This window comes from Pseudomonas sp. TH49, assembly GCF_016650625.1.
In the GTDB taxonomy this organism is placed as follows: domain Bacteria; phylum Pseudomonadota; class Gammaproteobacteria; order Pseudomonadales; family Pseudomonadaceae; genus Aquipseudomonas; species Aquipseudomonas fluorescens_H.
The window spans coordinates 2,173,121-2,193,587 of the sequence record NZ_JAEKFL010000002.1 but is presented as its reverse complement, the minus strand read 5'-3'; the positions used below and the strand labels follow the sequence as shown (position 1 = coordinate 2,193,587).

The window sequence follows — 20,467 nt, the reverse complement described above, 5'->3', positions numbered from 1 at the left end:
ATATGGCGGCTGACACACCGCTTTCGCGAGCAGGCTCGCTCCCACATTGGATGACCGGTGTTCACAAATGCCCGTTCTGTGCAGAACCCTGTGGGAGCGGGCTTGCCCGCGAAGGCGGTGGTTCAGGCAATGCATTTGGCGCCTGAAACAGCGCTCAAACCTGCATCAGTTTCTGCGTTCAGCGGGGAGCAAAAAGCGTCACTCTCGTCGCCTGATCACCTTGCACCATCAGGTGCAGGATTGCTTGCGGCGTGACCTCGTCCGCTTGGAAGCACTCGATGATCACTGTCTGTGCCGAGCACGCTTGCAATGTCAGTGTGTCGGCCTGACGCAACTGGCGCTTCAGCGCAGTGCTGACAGGAATCGGTGGATGTCCCGCACGAACCTGATCACAAAACTGCAGCGCCACTTCCCGGGGAGTGGGGGGCGGTGGCGAAGTCAGTCCGGCATCCTCGAACAGATGATTGAGTTGATCCGCAGCACTCACAGCACGGGGGAAGCCGGCAAAGGCTGAAGCCTGCAACAACACTTCGGTGATTTCCCCAGGCGCCAGACCCGCCGCCATTCCGGTTTTGAAATGTACGCTCAGCGGTGGCCCGACCATGCCCGACGCAACGATTGCAGCAAATGAAACCGCTTCACGCAGGCGTGGATCAAGGCCCGGCCGAGCGTGCAGATGCCCGTACACCACACCCACTGCCAGTTCAGCCAGCGCGGGGACTGTATGAAACAGTGCATCGAGGCGGGCGCCGCCGTCGGGAACAAGGTCGATGAAAGTCTGACGACCTTCGTTGTATAGCGTGAGCATGGGAGCGTTAGCGGTTTTCGGTTGCATGGCATGTCCTCAAGCAACGTGAGGATGGCGGCTGTTCAACTTCGCGAACTACGGCATGAAAGGACGACATCATAAGGATGGATCGGCATCGAAATGACACCGATCTCTACACCTTAGACGAACTCCACCACCGCCATTTGCCGTTTCATCAACACCTTGCCGCCGCGAATCGAATACAGCGGCAAGCCCTGGCTGCGGATCATTTCGTAATCGCTATCCGCCGACAGAATCAGCAGGTTGGCCGGGCGTCCCTGTTCCAGACCATAACGCTCGCCCAGATGCATGGCCTTGGCGCTGTTATCGGTGACCAGATCCAGCGCGTTCTGCAGGTTGCGATAGCCGAGCATATGGCAAATGTGCAACCCGGCCTCAAGCACGCGCAGGATGTTGCCGTTGCCCAGCGGATACCACGGATCGACGATCGAGTCCTGGCCGAAACACACGTTCATCCCGGCTTCAAGCAACTCGTTGACCCGGGTCACGCCCCGGCGTTTCGGGAAGTTGTCGAAGCGCCCCTGCAGGTGAATGCTTTCGGTCGGGCAGGAGACGAAACTGATCCCGGAATGGCCGAGCAGGCGGAACAGTTTGGCGCAGTAAGCGTTGTCGTAAGAACCCATCGCCGTGGTGTGGCTGGCCGTGACCCGCGCGCCCATGTCGCGACTGCGTGCCTCTTCGGCGAGCACTTCGAGAAAGCGTGAGTGCGGGTCGTCGGTCTCGTCGCAATGCACGTCAACCAGACACCCGGTGCGTTCGGCCAGGTCCATCAGAAACTTCACCGAACTGACGCCCTGATCACGGGTGTACTCGAAATGCGGAATGCCGCCGACCACATCGGCGCCCATGCGAATCGCTTCTTCCATCAGCTCGCGACCGTTGCGGTACGACTCGATGCCTTCCTGCGGGAACGCGACGATTTGCAGGTCGATCAGATGCCGGGATTCTTCGCGCACTTCGAGCATCGCCTTGAGCGCGGTGAGCTGCGGATCGGTGACGTCGACGTGGGTGCGCACGTGCTGGATGCCGTGGGCGGCCAAGGCCTGAATGGTTTTCTTGGCGCGGGTTTTGGTGTCCTCTTCGGTGATGGTGACCTTGCGCTCGCCCCAGCACTCGATGCCCTCGAACAGCGTGCCGCTCATGTTCCAGCGTGGCTCGCCGGCCGTCAGCGTGGCGTCGAGGTGGATGTGCGGCTCGACGAAGGGCGGCACCACCAGATTGCCGCCGGCATCGAGGTCGCCGGGGTTGAGGGTCGGGGCTTCGGTCTGGCGACCGATGCTGCGGATCAGACCGTCTTCCAGGTGCAATTCGTGCAAACCTTCCTGGTTGCGCAGTCGGGCGTTGATGATGTGCATCAGGCGAATCCTTCTTATAGGTCTTGTAATGGCACGGTGGCGCGACGGGCGCCGAGCAGGCCGGTGACGATGACATACGTTAGCGCGGCGGCAGCAATCCCTACCAGCGGCGCAACCCACGGCGAGTGGAACGCGGCGAGCGTGCCGACCGCGTAAGCCCCCAGTCCCGGCCAGTTGAACGCCGGCAGCCGTGCGTCGGCCAGTCGCGGATAGCGCCCGCGCCAGCGGAAGAAAAAGTCAGCCATGATCACCCCGCCAATCGGCGGAATCACCGTACCGAGCAGAATCAGGTACGGCACCAGCATGTCGTACATGCCCAGCAGGGCGAGCAGGGTGCCGATCACCGCGCCGGCCAGGGTCACGGTTTTGCGCCGCCCGGTGCGCAGCAGGTTGCAGCCGGCGACGGCGAAGTTGTAGATGGTGTTGTCCTGGGTGCTCCAGATATTCAGCAACAGCATGGCCATCGCGGCCATGGCGAAACCTTGCAGCAGCAACACTTCAACCACGTCCGGCTGCTGATAGACGATTGCGCCGTAGGCACCGATCAGCACCATCAGGCCATTGCCGATGAAAAAACCGATCAGGCTCGCCAGCACGGCAACCCGTGCCGACCGCGAGAAGCGTGTCCAGTTGGTCGCCTGGGTCGCGCCGCTGACGAAGGTGCCGAACACCAGCGTGATCGCGGTCGACCAGTCCAGCGAACCGCTCGGCATCAACGAGAGCAAACCATCGAGGCCACCGACTTTTACGGTCGCGACCCACATCGACAGCATCAGCAGCAACATCATCGCCGGCACTGCGATGTACGACAGGATCTCCAGGCCGCGATAACCGACATACGCCGTGGCGCAGAACACCAGGCCGAACAGCACCATCAGGCCGAGCACCGTGCCTTCATCGAGATCGAAGTATTTGCCGAGCACCACGGCGGCGGTCGCGGTACCCCAGGCGTACCAGCCGATCTGGGTGAAACCGAGGATCAGGTCGCTGAGCTTGCTGCCGACCTCGCCGAAACAGAAGCGCCCCATCAGTACCGAATTCAGGCCACTTTTGAACGCGATGTAACCCAGCCCTGCCGCGTAGAGCCCGAGCAGCAGATTGCCGATGATGATTACCGCGAGCATCTCGCCAAAACTGAACGCGACGCCGAGCTTGCCGCCGGCAAACATGGTGGCGGTGAAGAAGGTGAAACCGAGCAGCACCATGGCGGTTGAGGCCAGGCCTTTGCGTGCATGCATCGGGACTTCGCTGAGGGGGTAGTCGTTGCCGGGATCGTTCTGCGTCATGGGGCGTTCCTTGCTGGATTGGGGAGACGCGGGGTGGGTTGCAGCGGTCGTGCCAAAGACCGTTATGCGGATTATGTATAGCCGAGTCAGGGATTTCGGGGCGAAAGCAGTGCACCAGAACGCACACAGGCCCAATGTGGGAGCGGGCTTGCTCGCGAATGCGCCCGGTCAGCCAATGCAGATGGCGACTGATACACCGCTTTCGCGAGCAAGCCCGCTCCTACAGTTTTGAACTGTGTTGGGGTCAGAGGTCGGGGATGTCGCGGTAAGCCAAAAAGCATAGGCATAAAAAAACAGCCTCGGGGGCTGTTCTCTATTTTTCCTGACAAAACACCAATCCTTTGTAGGAGTGAGCCTGCTCGCGATGGCATCGGCACATCTGAAATCAATGTGTCTGACAAACCGCTATCGCGAGCAGGCTCACTCCTACAGGGGGGATTGTGTTGAATCATTCACCGCGATAAATGCAACCGCTGGTGCAGGTCTCGTGAATGCGGATCGCGCTGAGTTCCGGCAGCAGGGGCTTCATTTCATTCCAGATGAATTTGGCCAGGACTTCGCTGGTCGGGTTTTCCAGGCCGGGAATGTCGTTCAGGTAGTTGTGATCCAGACGCTCGTACAGCGGCTTGAAAATCGCCTTGATCTCGGAGAAATCGCGGATCCAGCCGGTGTGCGGATCGAGGTCGCCGCTCAGGTGAATCGCCACCTTGAACGAGTGACCGTGCAGGCGCCCGCACTTGTGGCCGTCCGGTACGTGCGGCAGGCGGTGGGCGGATTCGAAAGTAAATTCCTTGAAGATTTCCACAGTATTTTCGGCTCTGTTCAGGTGGCGTTCGCCGCAGCGATTCGGGCAGGCGGCGAGTTTACCAGCTTGTGTTTGGCGATGCGGGAAAACACTGACTAAAGGGTCAGCAAGCGCTCGGCGAGGCGACCGTTGGCAGCCAGTTCAAGAAACTCGTCGCCGAGGCGGCGGCTTTCGTCCATCGCCGCGTGCCAGTACTTTTGGCGGCTCGGCGCATCGCCCATGAAGCGCTTGAAGTCGTTACGATCCGGCAGTTTGCCGTAGGGCAGGCGCGCCAGATATTCCTTCGACGGTGCCAGCAACAGCACGTCCTGCAAGCGCTCGACCGAGGCCTTGCGCCAGGGCAGAGTCTTGTCGAACCAGCCCGGAATCACCCGGTCGGTGAAGTGCGGATAGAGCACGATGCCGTCGCCGCTGTAGGGCAGGTCGAGGTGATAGTCGAGCAGCCCGCCGTCGCGGAAGGTGCCGGCACCGGCACCCGGCAGGTCGCGCACGCCTTCCATGACCATCGGGATCGAACCGGACGCCAGCAGTGCCTGGCGCAGGTTGCCGGCATTGAGGGCGACGAAGCGCGACGGGAAGTCGTGCAGCGCATTGACCGGCGGGGCGAGGCGTGGGTCGTGAATGATCAGCCGTTCGAAGTGTCGCGACAGGCGCGCGCGACCGCGCAGGTTATCGGCGATCACCGAACCCAGCGCCAGGCCGAGGCGGCCACGATGATCGTCGGCCAGGCGTCCGTGGCTTTTGACCACCATGATGTTCAGGCGGTAGTCGGCATTGTTGAGGATGCTGGCGTCGCGGCCGTCGAGCAGGTCATTGAGCATGCGCTGCGAGCTCGCGCTGATCTCGGCCATGGTCACGCCTTTGTTGAAGTTCTGCTCGGCGTACAACTGGCCGAGGCGGCGAATGCCTTCGGCGGCATCCGGCAGGCAGGCGCTGGCGAAGCGCCAGGAGCCGACTGAAGCACCGATCAGCGAGCGCTCGCGTGGCGCGCTCGGCAGCCATTCGCCGAACAACGCCAGATCAAGCCCCTGAATCCCCAATGCCTTCGGCCCGCCCGCCGCACCGGGCAGTGTGCCGACGTCAGCGGCGTTCAGCCCTTGGGCACGAATGCGTGCCATGGCCCGAGGGCCGGCCTTGAGGGTGAGGGCGGGGAACTTGATGTGGATGGCGGTCATACCGGTCTCGATCGTTAGCAAGCTTTGGATTATAGGCGCACTACTTGACCCTGTGGGAGCGGGCTTGCTCGCGAATGCGGTGTGTCAGTCGCCATCATTATTGCTGACCCACCGCATTCGCGAGCAAGCCCGCTCCCACAGGGTTTTGCATGAATCTGCAAATGAGGTTGGTGCCAGGGGCAATGATGGCAATTCAGTTTCAGTTAAGTTCTTCCCGCTAAGGTGCCCACCGTAGCTGCACATAAAAATACGGAGACACCCATGAAAACCCTGACTGCCCTGTCCATTGCCGCGATCATCGGCCTGACCGCCAGCCTCGCCCATGCCCGCGATCTTGGCCCCGATGAAGCCCTGCGTCTGCGCGACGCTGGTACTATCGTGTCCTTCGAGAAGCTCAACGCCACGGCGCTGACCAGACACCCGGGTTCGACCATCACCGATACCGAGCTGGAAGAGCAGTACGGCAAGTACATCTACCAGATCGAAATGCGTGACCCGCAAGGGCTGGAGTGGGACCTGGAACTGGACGCGGTCAGTGGGCAAGTGCTCAAGGATCATCAGGATACTTAATGAAGCCGTATTTGTTACAGCCACGCACCGGCAGCCGACTGGCCCTGGTGCTATTGGCATTCTGCTCGGTGGCGGTGGCCCGTGATCTTGGCCCCGATGAAGCACTGCGTCTGCGTCAGCAGGGGGTGATCCTGCCGCTGGAACAGGTGCTGCAACAGGCACTGGATCGCTACCCCGGAGCGAAACTGCTGGAAGTCGAGCTGGAGGAAAAGCACGACGTCTATGTTTATGAAGTCGAGTTGCTGACGGTCGAGGGCGTGGCGCGCGAACTGCACCTGAAAGCCGATTCCGGCCAATTACTCAAAGACAAGGAAGATTGACCGATGCGTTTGCTTCTGGTGGAAGATCACGTGCCGCTCGCCGACGAACTGATCGCCGGCCTGCAGCGCCAAGGCTACGCGGTGGACTGGCTGGCGGACGGGCGCGATGCGGTTTATCAGGGCAGCAGTGAGCCCTATGACCTGATCATTCTCGACCTCGGCCTGCCCGGCGTTCCGGGGTTGGAGGTGCTGGCGCAATGGCGCGCCGGGGGCCTGTCGACCCCGGTGCTGATCCTCACCGCCCGCGATTCCTGGGCCGAGCGCATCGAAGGCCTGAAGGCCGGTGCCGATGATTACCTGACCAAACCGTTTCATCCCGAAGAGCTGCACTTGCGGGTGCAGTCGCTGTTGCGCCGCTCCAAGGGCCAGGCCAATCAGCCGACGTTGAAAGCGGCCGGCCTGCATCTGGATGAAGGTCGCCAGTGCGTGATCCGCGACGGCAGCGAGATTCAGCTGACTGCCGCCGAATTCCGTCTGCTGCGTTATTTCATGCTGCACCCGGAACAGATCCTGTCGAAAACCCACCTCGCCGAGCACCTCTACGACGGCGAAACCGAGCGTGATTCCAACGTCCTCGAAGTTCACGTCAACCATCTGCGGCGCAAGCTCGGTAAAGCCGTGATCGAAACCCGTCGCGGCCAGGGTTACCTGTTCGGCGGGCAAGCTTCGTGAGGTCGATCCAGCGCCGTTTGAGCCTGGGCCTGATCAGCGTGATGGTGATCGTCGGCGTGGTGCTGGCGCAAACCAGTCTGTGGTTGTTCGAAGTCGGTTTGCAGCGCTATCTCGAAGCCGGACTGCGCAACGACAGCGAAAGCCTGCTGGTGGCGCTGGTGCGCGGCCCGCAGGGGTTGCAGCTGGATGAGCGGCACCTGTCGCCGGCCTATCAGCGACCGTTTTCCGGGCACTACTTCCGCATCGATTTTGCCGACAGCCACTGGCGCTCGCGTTCGCTGTGGGATCAGGATCTGCCGCTGCTGGAACACCCCGGTTTGCACAGCAACCTGCAACTGGGGCCGGACGGTCAGCAGTTGCTGGTATTGCGCTCGGACTATCGACGTCTGGGGCAGTCGATCTCGATCAGCGTCGCCCAGGATTACACCCCGGTGCGCGAGAGTTTCCAGCGCATGCGCCAGATCGGCCTCGGTCTGGGGTTGGCCGGGTTGCTGCTGATTCTGATCCTGCAACGGCTGACGGTGCGCCGCGCGTTGAAGCCGCTGGAGCGGGCTCGCGAGCAGATCGCCCAGTTGCAGCAGGGCCAGCGCTCGCAACTGGACGATCAGGTGCCGGTGGAACTGGAGCCGCTGGTGGCGCAGATCAACCATTTGCTGGCGCACACCGAGGACAGCCTCAAGCGTTCACGCAATGCGCTGGGCAATCTGGGGCATGCGCTGAAAACGCCGTTGGCGGTGCTGCTCAGTCTGGCATCGAGCGAAAAACTCGATGCCCATCCGGAGCTGCGCAAGATCCTCAAGGAACAACTGGAGCAGGTGCAACAGCGGCTCAATCGTGAACTCAATCGCGCACGGTTGTCCGGTGATGCGCTGCCGGGTGCGTTGTTCGACTGTGACGCGGAATTGCCGGGCCTGCTGGCGACGCTGAACATGATCCACGGCGAGCATCTGGCGTTGAGTTACGTCGCGCCGCCGGGGCTGCAACTGCCGTGGGATCGCGAGGACTTGCTGGAACTGCTCGGCAACCTGCTGGACAACGCCTGCAAATGGGCGGATGCCGAGGTGCGTCTGAGTGTGATCGAACGAACTGACGGCTACGCCCTGAGCGTTGAGGATGACGGGCCGGGGATTCCCGCAGAGCAGCGTGCTCAGGTGTTCAGCCGGGGCACGCGGCTCGACGAGCAGACTGACGGGCATGGTCTGGGGCTGGGGATTGTGCGCGATATCGTCGAGACGTGGGGCGGCGTGCTGGTGCTGGGCGAGAGCGAGTGGGGCGGGTTGAAGGTGGTGATCGAGTTGCCTAAACGCTGATCCCGGCCTGGCAAAAAACTGTAGGAGTGAGCCTGCTCGCGATTGCGCCGATACATTCGAAATCAATGTGTCTGACAAACCGCTATCGCGAGCAGGCTCACTCCTACAGGGAGGGTGATGGTTTTCAGACCCGGAACTGATCCATCAGACTCTGCTGCTGATTCGCCAGGCTGTTCAGCGACTGGCTCACCCGCGCCGACTCGTTGGCCTGCCCGGACAGCGATTCGGTCACGTCGCGAATGGTCGCCACGTTGTTGTTGATCTCCTCGGCCACCGCGCTCTGTTCTTCCGCCGCGCTGGCGATCTGCAGGTTCATGTCGCTGATCACCGTCACTGCATCGCCGATCTGGCGCAGTGCGGTCACCGCTTGCCCGACCTGTTCGACACTACCCTGAGCCTGACGATGGCTGTTGCCCATCGACCCGACCACATCCTGAGTACCGGTCTGCAGTTGTTCGATCACCTGACGGGTTTCTTCCACCGACTCTTGGGTGCGGCGGGCGAGGTTGCGCACTTCGTCGGCGACCACGGCAAAACCGCGCCCGGCTTCACCGGCACGGGCGGCTTCGATCGCGGCGTTGAGCGCCAGCAGGTTGGTCTGTTCGGCAATGGCGCGGATGGTTTCCAGCACAGTGCCGATCTTTTCGCTGTTGGCGGCCAGGCCTTCGACTTGAACCATCGCCGCGCTCATGTCGGCGGCGAGGGTGTCGATGCTCGCGGTGGTGCGGTCGATCACGGTCAGGCCCTGACGGGTGGCGCGGTCGGCGTCCTTGGCGGCTTCGGCGGCTTGCGCAGCACTGCGTGCGACGTCCTGCGCGGTGGCGCTCATTTCGTGGGACGCAGTGGCGACCTGATCGACCTGACGGTATTGCTGTTCCATGCCGGCGCTGGTCTGGGTGGCGATGGCCGAGGACTGGTCGGCGGTGTTGCGCGCGTCCTGCACCGAGCGTTTCACTTCGGCGATGATCGGCTGCAACTTGTCGAGGAACTTGTTGAACCAGCCGGCCAGCTGACCGAGTTCATCCTGCTTGTCATAGGCCAGACGCCGGGTCAGATCACCTTCACCACTGGCGATGTCTTCGAGCATGTGTGCCACGCCGAGGATCGGTTTGGTCACGCTGCGCGCCATCAGCCACACCAGCAGCAGGCCGACCAATGCCGCCAGCACGCCGAGGCTCAGCTCGATCAGGGTGCCGGAGTTGTTGCTCGCATCGAGTTGCTGCTTGAGCGCTTCGGCGCGGCTGACCAGCACCTTTTCCGGCACGTCGAGCAACACGCCCCACGACGGGCCGCCGGGGATCGGCTGGAACGGCGACAGCACTTTCAACTGGCCGTTGCTGTGCAGGCTGCTGACGCTGCTGCTGGCGGCGAGTTGACGCAGCAGTTCGGCGCCGCTGACGGTATCCACGGCATCCAGGCGCTTGCTCAGTTTGCTGGCGTCCGGGCTGTAGCCGGCGAGCAGACCGGTGGGGCTGATGATGCTCACGGCAGTCTGGCCGTCGTAGAGCTTTTTGCTCGCGCCCTGGCTGATCGCTTGCAGGCTGTTGAGGTTGATGTCTACCGACAGCGAGGCGATGACTTTGCCGTTGACCATCAGCGGGAAGACGATGCTGGTCATCAGCACGTTCTGGCCGTCGATCACATAGAAATACGGCTCGATCACGCACGGCTTGAGCGTGGTGCGCGGGCAGGTGAACCAGGCGTTGGCAGCCTGACCGCTGGGGCCGGTGCTGGTGTCGGCCATGTCGCTTTCCGGCAGGGCCATCGAGGTGACTTTGCCGGGCGTCGGCTGCGACCAGTACAGGGCGAAGCGGCCCTTGTCGTTGCTGCCCAGTTCGGCCTGACCGGCGAACAGTTCATCCTTGCCATCCAGCGCGTTGGCTTCGAACACCAGCGACAGACCGAGCAGATCCGGGTTGGCTTGCAGGGCGGACTTGACTTGGCGGGTCATGTCTTCGCGCAGGTCGAAGGCGTCGAGGAAGCGCTTCTCGGCCTGTTCGCGCAGGAACAGCACCTGCCGCGAGAAACCGTGACCGTATTGATAGGCGTCCATGAACTGCTGGCGAATACCGGCAGCCTGCACTTCGCCTTGGGATTCAATGCGCGCCTGGGCTGACTCGGTCAGCATCTCCATGCTCGAAGCTTTCACCAGCTCGGAGCTGTGCTCCATGCGATACAGCGAAAGACCCACCAGCAGGGTCACGATGCCCGCCAGGCACAGGCCGGCGAGCAGGGTGATTTTCCATTGAATGGAAAGTTGTCTGAGCGACATGGAGACGTCCTTATTCGATAAATATCTGAGACTTTGCACTGTAACGGCCGCGTTTCGGCTTTCTTTATTGTTCAGGCGCAATATGACCAATTGCCGCATGCTGGCGATCAGATACCTGTGGTGAGGGGATTTATCCCCGATGGGGGGCGAAGCCGCCCTCACAATCGTTCAAAGAAATTGCATAGTCAGGTTTGGCGACTGCTGCGCAGCCGATCGGGGATAAATCCCCTCGCCACAGGGTTCTCCATTGCCCGTTACATTGATCTCCTTACCGCAGGGTTCTGCATTGTCAGTTACATTTCAGTTCAGCCGCTCGCTTTGACACCGCCGCCACTCTGCGGCACAGTGCGCGCCCTTCTAATAAGACCCTCTTTGCAAATCCGCCGGTCAAGCGTTGGCGGACTCATCCTGTCTGGCGGTGATGATTTCATCGCAGTGTTTTTGAGGTAGTGAAATGAATGCAGTGATTGCTGCGGTCGGCGTCATGCTGATCCTCAGCCTGTCCCGCGTGCACGTGGTGATCGCCCTGATCGTCGGTGCGCTGGTCGGTGGCCTGACCGGTGGTCTGGGCATCGACGCCACACTCAAGGCGTTCAACAGCGGCCTGGGTGGCGGGGCGACGGTGGCGTTGTCCTACGCATTGCTCGGCGCTTTCGCCGTGGCGATTGCCAAGTCCGGACTGGCCCATGCACTGGCCGACAAGGCCCTGGCGATGGTCGACCGCCAACACTCGACCGGCGGCGGCAGCGTCAAGTGGCTGCTGATCGGCCTGCTGTGGGTGGTGGCGATTGCCTCGCAGAACATCCTGCCGATCCACATTGCGTTCATCCCGCTGCTGGTGCCGCCGCTGCTCTATGTACTGACCAAGTTGCAGCTGGATCGCCGGCTCATCGCCTGCGTCATGACCTTCGGCCTGATCACCCCGTACATGGTGTTCCCGGTGGGTTTCGGCAACATCTTCCTCAACCAGATCCTGCTGGCCAACGTCAGCAAGGCTGGGGTCGATATCAGCCAGATCAACGTCATGCACGCCATGGCGATTCCGGCCCTGGGCATGGTCTTCGGCCTGTTGATGGCGGTGTTTTTCAGCTATCGGAAAAAGCGCGTTTACGATCTGGAGAAGATCGAGCAGGTCGAGCAAGTCAGCGTCGCCTACAACCCGAAGACCATTGGCATTGCCGGTCTGGCGATTGCCGCCGCGTTCATCATTCAGTTGCTGCTGGATTCGATGATTATCGGCGCACTGGCCGGGTTCCTGATCTTCTCGGCCTCGGGCATCGTCAAGTGGCGCGAGACCGACGACCTGTTCACCGAAGGCATGAAAATGATGGCGATGATCGGCTTCATCATGATCTCCGCCTCGGGTTTCGCCGAAGTGCTCAAGGCTACCGGCGAAGTGCGCTCGCTGGTCGAAAGTGCGGCGGCGTGGATCGATCACAGTCAGGCGATCGGCGCGCTGTTGATGCTGCTGGTGGGCCTGATGGTAACCATCGGTATCGGCTCGTCGTTCTCCACGGTGCCGATTCTGGCGGCGATTTTCGTGCCGCTGTGCGTGCAGCTGGGCTTCAGCCCGATGGCCATCGTGTGCATCGTCGGCACCGCCGGGGCGCTGGGCGACACCGGCTCGCCGGCCTCGGACTCGACACTGGGCCCGACCTCCGGGCTGAACGTCGATGGCCAGCATCACCACATCTGGGACACCGTGGTCCCGACCTTCCTGCACTACAACCTGCCGCTGCTGGCGTTTGGCTGGGTGGCCGCGATGGTGTTGTAAACGCTGAAACCTGTGGGAGCGGGCTTGCTCGCGAAAGCGGTGTATCAGAAACATAAATGTTGACTGACACGACGCCTTCGCGAGCAAGCCCGCTCCCACAGGGGAATGCGGTGAATCCCCCGCTCAACTTTTGCTTGCGCGTGCCGTTAACGCCTTTAACCACGCCAATAAAACCAAAAGAGTGAGCCCCCCCATGCGCTTGAGTCTCAAGGCCAAAGTCCTGTCCCTTGCCGTCCTGCCGGTGCTGCTCTTTGCGCTGGTCATCAGCCTGACCACGCTGTTCATTCTCCAGCAACAGGCGCACACCGAAGTCGAACAGACCCGCGAGCGCCTGCTCGCCGACGCCAAGGCCACGCTGCAAAGTTACGTCGCCGTGGCGATGACCACGATCAAGCCGCTGTACGACGCTGCCGCCCCCGGTGACAACGCGGCGCGGGCGCAGGCGATCAAGCTGCTGTCGGGCATCCGCTACGGCAAGGACGGCTACTTCTTCGGCTACGACTCCGAGACCGTGCGCCTGTTCAAGGCCAACGATCCGGAAGGCGTGGGCAAAAGTTTCAAGGACAACCGTGACCCGAATGGCGTCTACGTCAACCTCGGCCTGGTGAAAGTGGCGAAGGACGGCACCCACTATCTGCAATACAGCTCGCCGCTGCCGGGCAATGCCAGTGTGCTGGTGCCGAAACTCGGCTACACCGAGTACCTGGCGAAATGGGACATGGCGGTCGGTACCTCGGTCAACCTCGACGGCATCGAAGCGCAAGTCGCGGTGGTGCAGGCGCAAGTGCAGGAGCGCATGGAAGGGGTGATCCTCAGCATCGTTGGTGTGGCGCTGGTGGTGTTGTTGGTGATTGCCATCGCGGGGATGCTGCTGGCCAATACCATTCTGCGTCCGTTGAACCTGATGAAAGCCAACCTCGACGACATCGCGGCGGGCGAGGGCGATCTGACCCGCCGGCTGAACATCACCAGCCAGGACGAACTCGGCGAACTGGCCGGCTCGTTCAACCGTTTCGTCGACAAGATCCACGGTCTGGTGCGGCAGATCACCGAGATGACCACGCAACTGACCGGCCTGGTGACCCAGGTTTCCGATCAGGCTCAGCGTTCCGATCAGGCGATGGAGCGTCAGCGCCACGAGACCGATCAGGTCGCCACGGCGATCAACGAGATGTCCGCCGCTGCTCAGGAAGTTGCCAAGAGCGCGCAGAACGCCGCCGTCGCCGCGCAGCAGACCGATGAAGAAGGCCAGAGCGCCAAACGCGTGGTGGCTGGCAGCATCAAACAGATTCATGCGCTGGTGGATGACATTCGCAGCAGCGGCGTGTCGCTCGACAGCCTGCAGCAGGACGTGTCGTCGATTGTCGGCGTGCTCGGGGTGATCCGCTCGATTGCCGAGCAGACCAACCTGCTGGCGTTGAACGCGGCGATTGAAGCAGCGCGCGCCGGGGAGGCCGGGCGCGGCTTTGCGGTGGTGGCGGACGAAGTGCGGGCACTGGCCAGCCGCACGCAGATCAGCACCCAGGAAATTCAGGGCATGATCGATCGCCTGCAGGCCGGCACGCAGTCGGCGGTCGAGGCGATGCGCCGTTCCAGTGAAGCGGGCGATGGCACCTCGGCGCAGGCCAATCAGGCCGGGGCGTCGCTGGACGCGATGGCTGACCTGATCGCAACCATCAACTCGATGAACGCGCAGATCGCCAGCGCAGCCGAGGAACAAACCGCGGTGGCCGAAGAGATCAACCGCAGCGTGCATCAGATCGCGGTGGCGGTGGACAGCGTGGCGGATGAGACCCAGTTGGGCGCGCAGACTTCGCGCAGCCTGGCCGAACTTGGCCAGCGATTGGGCAAACTGGTGGGCCAGTTCCGTATTTAAGGTTGCTGCAAAAGCTTTGTGGGAGCGGGCTTGCTCGCGAATGCGGTGTGTCAGATACAGAATCTTTGACTGACACGACGCCTTCGCGAGCAAGCCCGCTCCCACATTGGGTTTTGTGCAAGGCTCATGGTCTGTCCCAGTACGGTACTTCGCCGAAGCACTCGACGAAGAAATCAATCACCGTCCGTACCTTCACCGACAGCCGCCGACTCCCCGGCCACAGCACCGCGATCTGCTGCGGTTCGAGGCTGTTCGACACCTGATGGTCCCCCAGCACCGGCACCAGCCTGCCTTCGCGCACCGCTTCACCAATCAGCCACGATGGAAACATCACCAACCCGAGGCCTTGTTCGGCGGCCTGGGTGAGGGTGTCGGCATGGTTGCCGGTGATCGGGCCTTTGACCGAGTAGGGCGTCCAGTCGCCCTGATCCCGCCGGAAAAACCAGCGTTGCTGACCGGTCGCACCTTTGTAGGCCAGGCATTGGTGCTGCGCCAGATCTTCCGGGTGTTGCGGTGTGCCGTGGCGTTCCAGATAAGCCGGGCTGGCCGCGACCTGGAAACGGTGCGGCGCGAGAATCCGCGCCTGCATGCTCGAGTCGTGCATCGGACCGATGCGAAACAGCAGGTCGGCGCCTTCCTGCAACGGATCGACGTAATGGTCGGTCTGCTGGATGTCCAGTTGCAGCTTCGGATAGCGCGCGCACAACTGACCAAGCCACGGCGTCAGATGCCGTTGGCCGAACACCACCGGCGCGTTGATCCGCACCAGCCCGGTGGGTTCGCTTTGCTGTTCCTGCAACGCCTGCTCGGCCTCTTCCAGTTGCACCAGCACCAGCCGCGCATGATGGCCGAGCATGCGCCCGGCCTCGGTCGGCGTCACGGCGCGGGTGTGGCGGTAGAGCAATTGCTGGTTCAGCGCCTGCTCCATCAACTGGATCTGCCGCGAGATCGAAGAGGGCGCCACGCCCTCGCGCCGGGCGACTTCGGAAAAACTGCCGTGGTCGAGCACCGCCACAAATAGCCTCAGCGCCTTGAAGCCCAGTTCATTCAGCCCGTGCATGGAATCGTCCTGCTGTGCGAGTTGCGCAAAAGTGTTGTCTGGATGCTCCCATTTATCGCACAGCGGCGCCAGCCGATAATCCGCGCCATCGTTTACTTGCGTGGGTTTTGGATGATGCAGACGTTGGAAGAAGTGAGTGTGGCGGCGCCGGCGACTCGGCCGGGGTTGCGCCTGTTGTTGCTGCCGCTGGTGATTCTGGCCGGCATGGGTCTGTCGGTGGAGGCCGGGTTGCTGGGGCCGTTGGGGGAGCAGGTCGGGCATCTGTGGGCGACTTTGAGCATCTTCGGCGTGGGTTCGGCGATTCTGTTTTTGCTGCTGTTGTTCGCCGGCCCGCAGAAAGGCCCGGCGCTGACTGACCTGCCGCGCTGGCAGTTGATCGGCGGACTCCTCGGGCCGATCTATGTGGTGGTGCTGACCCTGGCGACACCGCATATCGGGATTGCGATGACGATGATCGCGATTTTGTCCGGGCAGGTCGGCAAGAGTGTGCTGATCGACCATTTCGGCTGGTTCGGCGCGACGCGCAAGAAGGTCAATGCCGAGCGGTGGCTGGCATTGGGGTTGATTGTGGTGGCATTGGTTCTGATTGCGCGGGGTTGAAGATGAGTCTGGTTATTTTGTTGGCAGTGGTGGTGTTGGCGGGCGCGGTGTTGAGTGTCCAGGCGGCGATCAATGGACGCCTCGGTGAAAGCGTCGGAGTGTTGCGCAGCAGTTTGCTGACGTTTTTCGTCGGGGCGGTGATCACCGGGTTGTTGATTGTGTTTTTTGAGCCGGCCCATGCGGTGAGTTTGCTCGATGTGCCGAAGTGGCAGGTCTGCGGGGCGCTGTTTGGGGTGGTTTACATGATGGTGATGGTCGGCGCAGTGCCTGTTGTCGGGACGGCGGTGGCGACTGTTGCGGTGATTGTTGGTCAACTTGGGATGGGGATGTTGATTGATAATTTTGGCTGGTTGGGGAATCCGGCGATCGAGCTTTCGTCTTCTCGGGTGTTGGCGATGGTTTGTCTGGGGTTGGCTTTGGTCTTTATGTATCGGAGTAGTGTTCGCGGTTCTGATTGAGTTTTGGGTGTATATCCGTTTTTTTGGTGAAGGCTGATTAGGGTTCCGCCCTTACGGCGGGTCACTTTTGGCAAACGCCCCAAAAGTAACCAAAAGGTCTGTGCCCTGACGTTCGGCCCTCGCCTGGGCTCGGGTTCCTTCGCTCCGGGATTCATCCGGGGGGCAGCGCCTACGGTTTGCTTCGCTGCACCTCCTCTCGCTGTGTTTGGCTGCGCCAAACGGTCGCTGCGCTCCCACCCCCGGATAAATCCCTCCACTCAGCCTGCCGACGGGCCCTGAGATCAAAAGCGGTACTCGAGCTAACGCTCATTGTGTTGAGTGGGGCGGCTTCGCCGCATGCGGGGCACGCTTTCTAAATTGTAGGAGCCAGCCTGCTGGCGATGGCGGCCTACGAGCCGACCAATCTCTTGCGGATGCACCCGGCCCCCCTGTGGGAGCGGGCTTGCTCGCGAAGGCGGCCTGTCAGCCGACCAATCTCCAACTGAATACACCCAATCCCATGTAGGAACTGCCGAAGGCTGTGATCTTTTGATCCGCTTTGGCTTTGGCTTTGGCTTTTGATGTGGCTTTTGATCTTCAGCCCCTTCGGCAGGCCGAGCGGAGGTGTTCATCCGGGGGATAGGCGCGCAGCGCCATGCGGCGAAGCCGCATACATCGAGAGGAGGTGCAGCGAAGCAAACCGGAGGCGATGCCCCCGGATGGGCACCGTAGCGAGGGAACACTGAGCCTAAGCGAAGTGCCGTACGCCGGGGCAAAGCCTTTTGGGTTACCTTTTCGGCGTTTGGAAAAGGTGACTCGCTGTAAGAGCGAAACCGCCAGCCGCAGCACCCGAAAAAACGGATATACACCCAAAAACCAAGTATCCAAATCGCACCCAAGCAAAATCAAAAGATCGCAGCCTTCGTCAGCTCCTACACTGGTATTTACGGCTTATCCCAAAAGCCCAGACAACCACCAAAAAAGGAGTCTGCCCCCATGCCCGATAGAAAATGCGACTGCCCCAACTGCAAATGCACCATCAAAGAAGGCGACCACTCTTACGCCGTACACGGCAAACACTATTGCTGCGAGGCCTGCGCGCACCACCACAAGGGCGGTGAAGAGTGTTCAAGCAAGGGCTGCCATTGCGCCCACCCCAAATAATCCCGCGCAAAAAAAGTGGAGCCTAATCAGGCTCCACTTGCAGTTTCAGGCTTTCATCATCCAGCCGTTCGGTACGGCGTACCGTGCCTTGCAGTCGTCGACCGTCGACCCTGACCACCACGGTTTTCGCCTGGTCGAGATCTTCCGGTAACGGCGCCGGCACGCGCAGGGCGAAGCTATACGGATCGTCTTCGACAGCTTCAAGACCCACCTGACAGTCCACGCTTTTGGTAATACGACCGAACAGAGTGTCCAGTCCGTAATCCAGATGCGCCGGGCTGAAGATGCTGGTCATTGTGTACGCCCCCAAAGAGTCCCCATTGTCTGGCGAGAGTCTAGCTCGCCGGTCGCCATGTGACGTTTTCCACGCCGAATTTCTCCGCCATCGGTTTGCTGGTCTTTTGCACTTTTTCCCGGCCGAAGCGCGGGATGCGACCCACACCAGCGTCGCAGCTTGCCCAGTGCCACGCCTCGGCATTGTCCATCTTGTCCGAACGGATAATGAACGACTTGGGCGTGCCGTGAAGGGTGTAGTCGATGACAAACAGTTTTGCGTTGTTCATAAAGCCCGTAATCCTCCCTGTGGTATTAGAAGGATCACCGCGCACCGGGAAAATTCACTCGGATTGTCCGACGGTATCTATCGTTGGCGACGCATGGGCGCAGTGGTTAACATGGCCGCTCCGCCAACCCCCAATGATTGCTCGCCATGGCCCTCGCCGCCCCCCCTGATTTGAGTGATACCGATGTACCGGTGCAGCCGCTGGCGCGCACGTATCCGCGTGGCTTGTTCATCGAGCCGCACGAGCATGTCTGGGGGCAGTTGCTGTATGCGATGAGCGGGGTGATGTGGGTCGAGACGCCGCATGAGGCGCTGGTGGTGCCGCCGCAGCGGGCGGTGTGGTTGCCGCCCGGGGTGCCGCATGGGATTCGGGTGGTGTCGGACTTGCAGATGCGCAACATTTACCTGCGACCGGTGCTGGCGGCGACACTGGATTCGACCGTGCAGGTAATCGAGGTCGGTGGGCTGTTGCGTGAGTTGATCGTCGGGCTGGTGGAGCAGGGCGACAGCGGCGAGCCGGCCTATTACGAGGCCTTGGTCGGGCTGGCGCTACTGGAACTCAAGCGCGCCCGGCGCTCGCAACTGAAGATCCCGCTGCCGGACGATTCCGACCGGCGTCTGATGAACCTCTGCCAAGCGGTGATGGCCGCACCGTCGCTGGACATTCCTTTCGAACAGCATGCGGAAAATGCCGGGGCGAGTGTGCGCACGCTGGCGCGGTTGTTCAAGGACAGCCTGGGCATGGGCTTCGCCGAATGGCGGCGGCAGGTGCAACTGGCGACGGCGGTGGCCGAGTTGATTCAGGGCGTGCCAGTGAGTGCGATTGCTCGGGAGCTGGGGTATTCGCCGAGCAGTTTCAGTGACATGTTCCGGCGCGAGCTGGGTGTGGCGCCTTCGCAATTTATGACCACCTGAGCGCAACTCTTGTGGGAGCGGGCTTGCTCGCGAAAGCGGTATGTCTGTGAAGAATAAGAGACTGACCCGCCGCCTTCGCGAGCAAGCCCGCTCCCACAGGGGACAGCAGTGAATTCACGGATTTGGCCGAAATTCAGAAGTCCTTGGCCGACGCCTCTGTCCATCCTTCCCTAGACTCTGCCCATTGTCTTTTCGCGGCGGAGTTTCCTCCATGAACTACCTGATTTCGCTGGCCATCGGTCTGGGTGTCGGCCTGCTCTATGGCGCGCTGAATTTCCGTTCCCCGGCGCCACCGGCCATTGCGCTGGTGGGGCTGCTGGGCATGCTCGCGGGTGAGCAGCTGTGGCCGATGGGCCGGCAACTGGTCACCGGTTGGTTGTCCTGAACTGTCCTTTTTTCCTTTGGTGGATGTCCTCATGAAAGCACTGCAATTCGATAAAACCGGCGACCTGTCTTCCTTGCGTTTCGTTGACGTGCCGACCCCGGTGCCTGGCGCTGATGAAGTGCTGGTCGAGATCAAGGCCGCCGGCCTGAACCCCAGCGATGTGAAGAACGTGCTCGGGCGTTTTCCGTACACCACATTGCCGCGGATTCCCGGTCGTGATTTTGCAGGCGTAGTGGTGCAAGGGCCGCAAGCGTTGATCGGTCGGGAGGTCTGGGGCACCGGGCGCGACCTGGGCTTTTTTGCCGATGGCTCCCATGCGCAGTTCGTCAAATTGCCGGCCACCGGAGTGGCAGCCAAACCGGCGCATCTGAGTTTCGCCCAGGCTGCCAGCCTCGGCGTGCCGTACACCACGGCGTGGGATGCGCTGGAGCGCAGCCTGGTGACTGGCGAAACACGTTTGCTGGTGATCGGCGGCGGTGCGGTGGCCACGGCGGCGTTGGCGCTGGCCAAGGTGCGGGGGGCGCAGATTCTGGCGGCCGCGCGGCGGCCGGAGCAGGTCAAGGAGTTGCAGGCGCAGGGTTATTCGACGATTCAGCTGGATAAACCCGAAGACCTCGGCGCGCAGGTCAACGCGGTATACAGCGGCGGCGCCGACGTGATCTTCGATACCACCGGTTTCTGGCTGCCGGCCTCGGTAGCGGCATTGGCACCGTTCGGGCGCATTGCGATCATTGCCGCACCGATCGACGGCCATGTGCAATTGCCAGCGCTGGCGCTGTACCGCAAGGGTGGTTCGGTGGTCGGGATCAACTCGCTGCTGTACAGCGTGCAAGCCTGTGCGGCGATGCTCGAGCAGTTCGGACGCTTCTTCGATGAGGATCGGCTGCCGTTGCCACAAGGCCTGGTGGAGGTGCCGCTGGCGGAGGGGTTGCAGCGCTATGCGGAGGTGAATCAGGGCGGTGGCGACAAGATTATCCTTATCCCCTAACACCGCAAAACAACTGTGGGAGCGGGCTTGCTCGCGAAAGCGGTCTGTCAGTCACCGGATTTGTTGACTGGTAAGACGCCTTCGCGAGCAAGCCCGCTCCCACATTTTTTGC

20 protein-coding genes and 3 pseudogenes are annotated in these 20,467 nt (G+C 61.6%); 13 read left to right on the top strand and 10 right to left on the bottom strand.

Annotated features, from left to right (window positions below):
- Positions 1-178: 178 nt before the first annotated feature.
- The 5 genes from JFU48_RS27045 to JFU48_RS27025 all read right to left on the bottom strand — a co-directional run bounded on the left by JFU48_RS27045 (position 179) and on the right by JFU48_RS27025 (position 5,450).
- Positions 179-835 carry a carboxymuconolactone decarboxylase family protein gene (locus JFU48_RS27045; protein ID WP_201138231.1) on the bottom strand — a complete coding sequence of 219 codons (657 nt, stop codon included), beginning with the start codon at positions 833-835 and terminating at the stop codon, positions 179-181.
- A 113-nt stretch (positions 836-948) separates the two neighbouring features.
- On the bottom strand, positions 949-2,184 hold the full coding sequence (codA, locus tag JFU48_RS27040; RefSeq protein ID WP_201138230.1) for a cytosine deaminase: 1,236 nt from the start codon (positions 2,182-2,184) through the stop codon (positions 949-951).
- Between the two features lie 14 nt (positions 2,185-2,198).
- Positions 2,199-3,470: a cytosine permease gene (codB, locus tag JFU48_RS27035; RefSeq protein WP_201138229.1), complete on the bottom strand. Its 1,272-nt coding sequence runs from the start codon at positions 3,468-3,470 to the stop codon at positions 2,199-2,201.
- Positions 3,471-3,918: 448 nt separating this feature from the next.
- On the bottom strand, positions 3,919-4,275 hold the full coding sequence (queD, locus tag JFU48_RS27030) for a 6-carboxytetrahydropterin synthase QueD (RefSeq protein WP_003223505.1): 357 nt from the start codon (positions 4,273-4,275) through the stop codon (positions 3,919-3,921).
- Between the two features lie 95 nt (positions 4,276-4,370).
- Positions 4,371-5,450: a patatin-like phospholipase family protein gene (locus JFU48_RS27025; RefSeq protein WP_003223508.1), complete on the bottom strand. Its 1,080-nt coding sequence runs from the start codon at positions 5,448-5,450 to the stop codon at positions 4,371-4,373.
- Between the two features lie 261 nt (positions 5,451-5,711).
- Between JFU48_RS27025 and JFU48_RS27020 the strand changes: the two genes are divergently transcribed.
- The 4 genes from JFU48_RS27020 to JFU48_RS27005 are packed head-to-tail and all read left to right on the top strand — an operon-like array spanning position 5,712 to position 8,322.
- On the top strand, positions 5,712-6,020 hold the full coding sequence (locus JFU48_RS27020; RefSeq protein ID WP_003223509.1) for a PepSY domain-containing protein: 309 nt from the start codon (positions 5,712-5,714) through the stop codon (positions 6,018-6,020).
- On the top strand, positions 6,020-6,340 hold the full coding sequence (locus JFU48_RS27015) for a PepSY domain-containing protein (protein ID WP_003223510.1): 321 nt from the start codon (positions 6,020-6,022) through the stop codon (positions 6,338-6,340). The genes JFU48_RS27020 and JFU48_RS27015 overlap by 1 nt, the downstream gene beginning before the upstream one ends.
- A 3-nt stretch (positions 6,341-6,343) precedes the next feature.
- Positions 6,344-7,012 carry a response regulator transcription factor gene (locus JFU48_RS27010; protein ID WP_003223514.1) on the top strand — a complete coding sequence of 223 codons (669 nt, stop codon included), beginning with the start codon at positions 6,344-6,346 and terminating at the stop codon, positions 7,010-7,012.
- A complete protein-coding gene (locus JFU48_RS27005) occupies positions 7,009-8,322 on the top strand; it encodes an ATP-binding protein (protein WP_201138228.1) in 1,314 nt (437 codons plus the stop codon). Before JFU48_RS27010 ends, JFU48_RS27005 begins: the two co-directional genes overlap by 4 nt.
- A gap of 124 nt (positions 8,323-8,446) precedes the next feature.
- Here the strand turns inward: JFU48_RS27005 and JFU48_RS30710 are convergent.
- Positions 8,447-9,040 (bottom strand): annotated as a pseudogene (locus tag JFU48_RS30710) (methyl-accepting chemotaxis protein); the annotation flags it as partial.
- A gap of 264 nt (positions 9,041-9,304) precedes the next feature.
- Positions 9,305-10,273 (bottom strand): annotated as a pseudogene (locus JFU48_RS30705) (HAMP domain-containing protein); the annotation flags it as partial.
- Between the two features lie 775 nt (positions 10,274-11,048).
- Between JFU48_RS30705 and JFU48_RS26995 the strand changes: the two are divergent.
- From JFU48_RS26995 to JFU48_RS30695, 3 genes and pseudogenes are all read left to right on the top strand, one after another.
- Entirely contained in the window at positions 11,049-12,368 is a 1,320-nt protein-coding gene (locus JFU48_RS26995) for a Na+/H+ antiporter family protein (RefSeq protein ID WP_003223519.1), read from the top strand.
- Positions 12,369-12,561: 193 nt separating this feature from the next.
- Positions 12,562-13,338 (top strand): annotated as a pseudogene (locus JFU48_RS30700) (cache domain-containing protein); the annotation flags it as partial.
- An 84-nt stretch (positions 13,339-13,422) separates the two neighbouring features.
- Positions 13,423-14,244: a methyl-accepting chemotaxis protein gene (locus tag JFU48_RS30695; protein WP_400496309.1), complete on the top strand. Its 822-nt coding sequence runs from the start codon at positions 13,423-13,425 to the stop codon at positions 14,242-14,244.
- Between the two features lie 124 nt (positions 14,245-14,368).
- Here JFU48_RS30695 and JFU48_RS26985 read toward each other — a convergent pair whose 3' ends face one another.
- Entirely contained in the window at positions 14,369-15,304 is a 936-nt protein-coding gene (locus JFU48_RS26985; protein WP_103486568.1) for a LysR family transcriptional regulator, read from the bottom strand.
- Between the two features lie 114 nt (positions 15,305-15,418).
- On the opposite strand from JFU48_RS26985, the gene JFU48_RS26980 reads away from it, so the two are divergent.
- The 3 genes from JFU48_RS26980 to JFU48_RS26970 all read left to right on the top strand — a co-directional run bounded on the left by JFU48_RS26980 (position 15,419) and on the right by JFU48_RS26970 (position 17,505).
- Complete coding sequence (locus JFU48_RS26980; RefSeq protein WP_201138544.1) at positions 15,419-15,904, top strand: DMT family transporter; 486 nt, start codon at positions 15,419-15,421, stop codon at positions 15,902-15,904.
- Between the two features lie 2 nt (positions 15,905-15,906).
- Positions 15,907-16,362, top strand: a complete 456-nt coding sequence (locus tag JFU48_RS26975; RefSeq protein ID WP_003223524.1) for a DMT family transporter — start codon at positions 15,907-15,909, stop codon at positions 16,360-16,362.
- Positions 16,363-17,337: 975 nt separating this feature from the next.
- Positions 17,338-17,505 carry a metallothionein gene (locus tag JFU48_RS26970; RefSeq protein ID WP_003223525.1) on the top strand — a complete coding sequence of 56 codons (168 nt, stop codon included), beginning with the start codon at positions 17,338-17,340 and terminating at the stop codon, positions 17,503-17,505.
- Between the two features lie 22 nt (positions 17,506-17,527).
- Here the strand turns inward: JFU48_RS26970 and JFU48_RS26965 are convergent, their stop codons facing one another.
- Both JFU48_RS26965 and JFU48_RS26960 read right to left on the bottom strand, forming a co-directional pair.
- Complete coding sequence (locus JFU48_RS26965; protein WP_003223526.1) at positions 17,528-17,800, bottom strand: hypothetical protein; 273 nt, start codon at positions 17,798-17,800, stop codon at positions 17,528-17,530.
- Positions 17,801-17,840: 40 nt separating this feature from the next.
- A complete protein-coding gene (locus JFU48_RS26960; protein ID WP_003223528.1) occupies positions 17,841-18,068 on the bottom strand; it encodes a DUF6555 family protein in 228 nt (75 codons plus the stop codon).
- A gap of 146 nt (positions 18,069-18,214) precedes the next feature.
- Between JFU48_RS26960 and JFU48_RS26955 the strand changes: the two genes are divergently transcribed.
- The 3 genes from JFU48_RS26955 (at position 18,215) to JFU48_RS26945 (ending at position 20,355) form a co-directional block, all read left to right on the top strand.
- Entirely contained in the window at positions 18,215-18,982 is a 768-nt protein-coding gene (locus tag JFU48_RS26955) for an AraC family transcriptional regulator (protein ID WP_201138227.1), read from the top strand.
- 211 nt (positions 18,983-19,193) lie between these two features.
- The gene (locus JFU48_RS26950; protein WP_003223532.1) at positions 19,194-19,367 is read left to right on the top strand and encodes a DUF1427 family protein; all 174 of its coding nucleotides are present in this window, start codon (positions 19,194-19,196) and stop codon (positions 19,365-19,367) included.
- A 31-nt stretch (positions 19,368-19,398) separates the two neighbouring features.
- The gene (locus JFU48_RS26945; protein WP_201138226.1) at positions 19,399-20,355 is read left to right on the top strand and encodes a quinone oxidoreductase family protein; all 957 of its coding nucleotides are present in this window, start codon (positions 19,399-19,401) and stop codon (positions 20,353-20,355) included.
- The last annotated feature ends 112 nt before the right edge of the window (positions 20,356-20,467 follow it).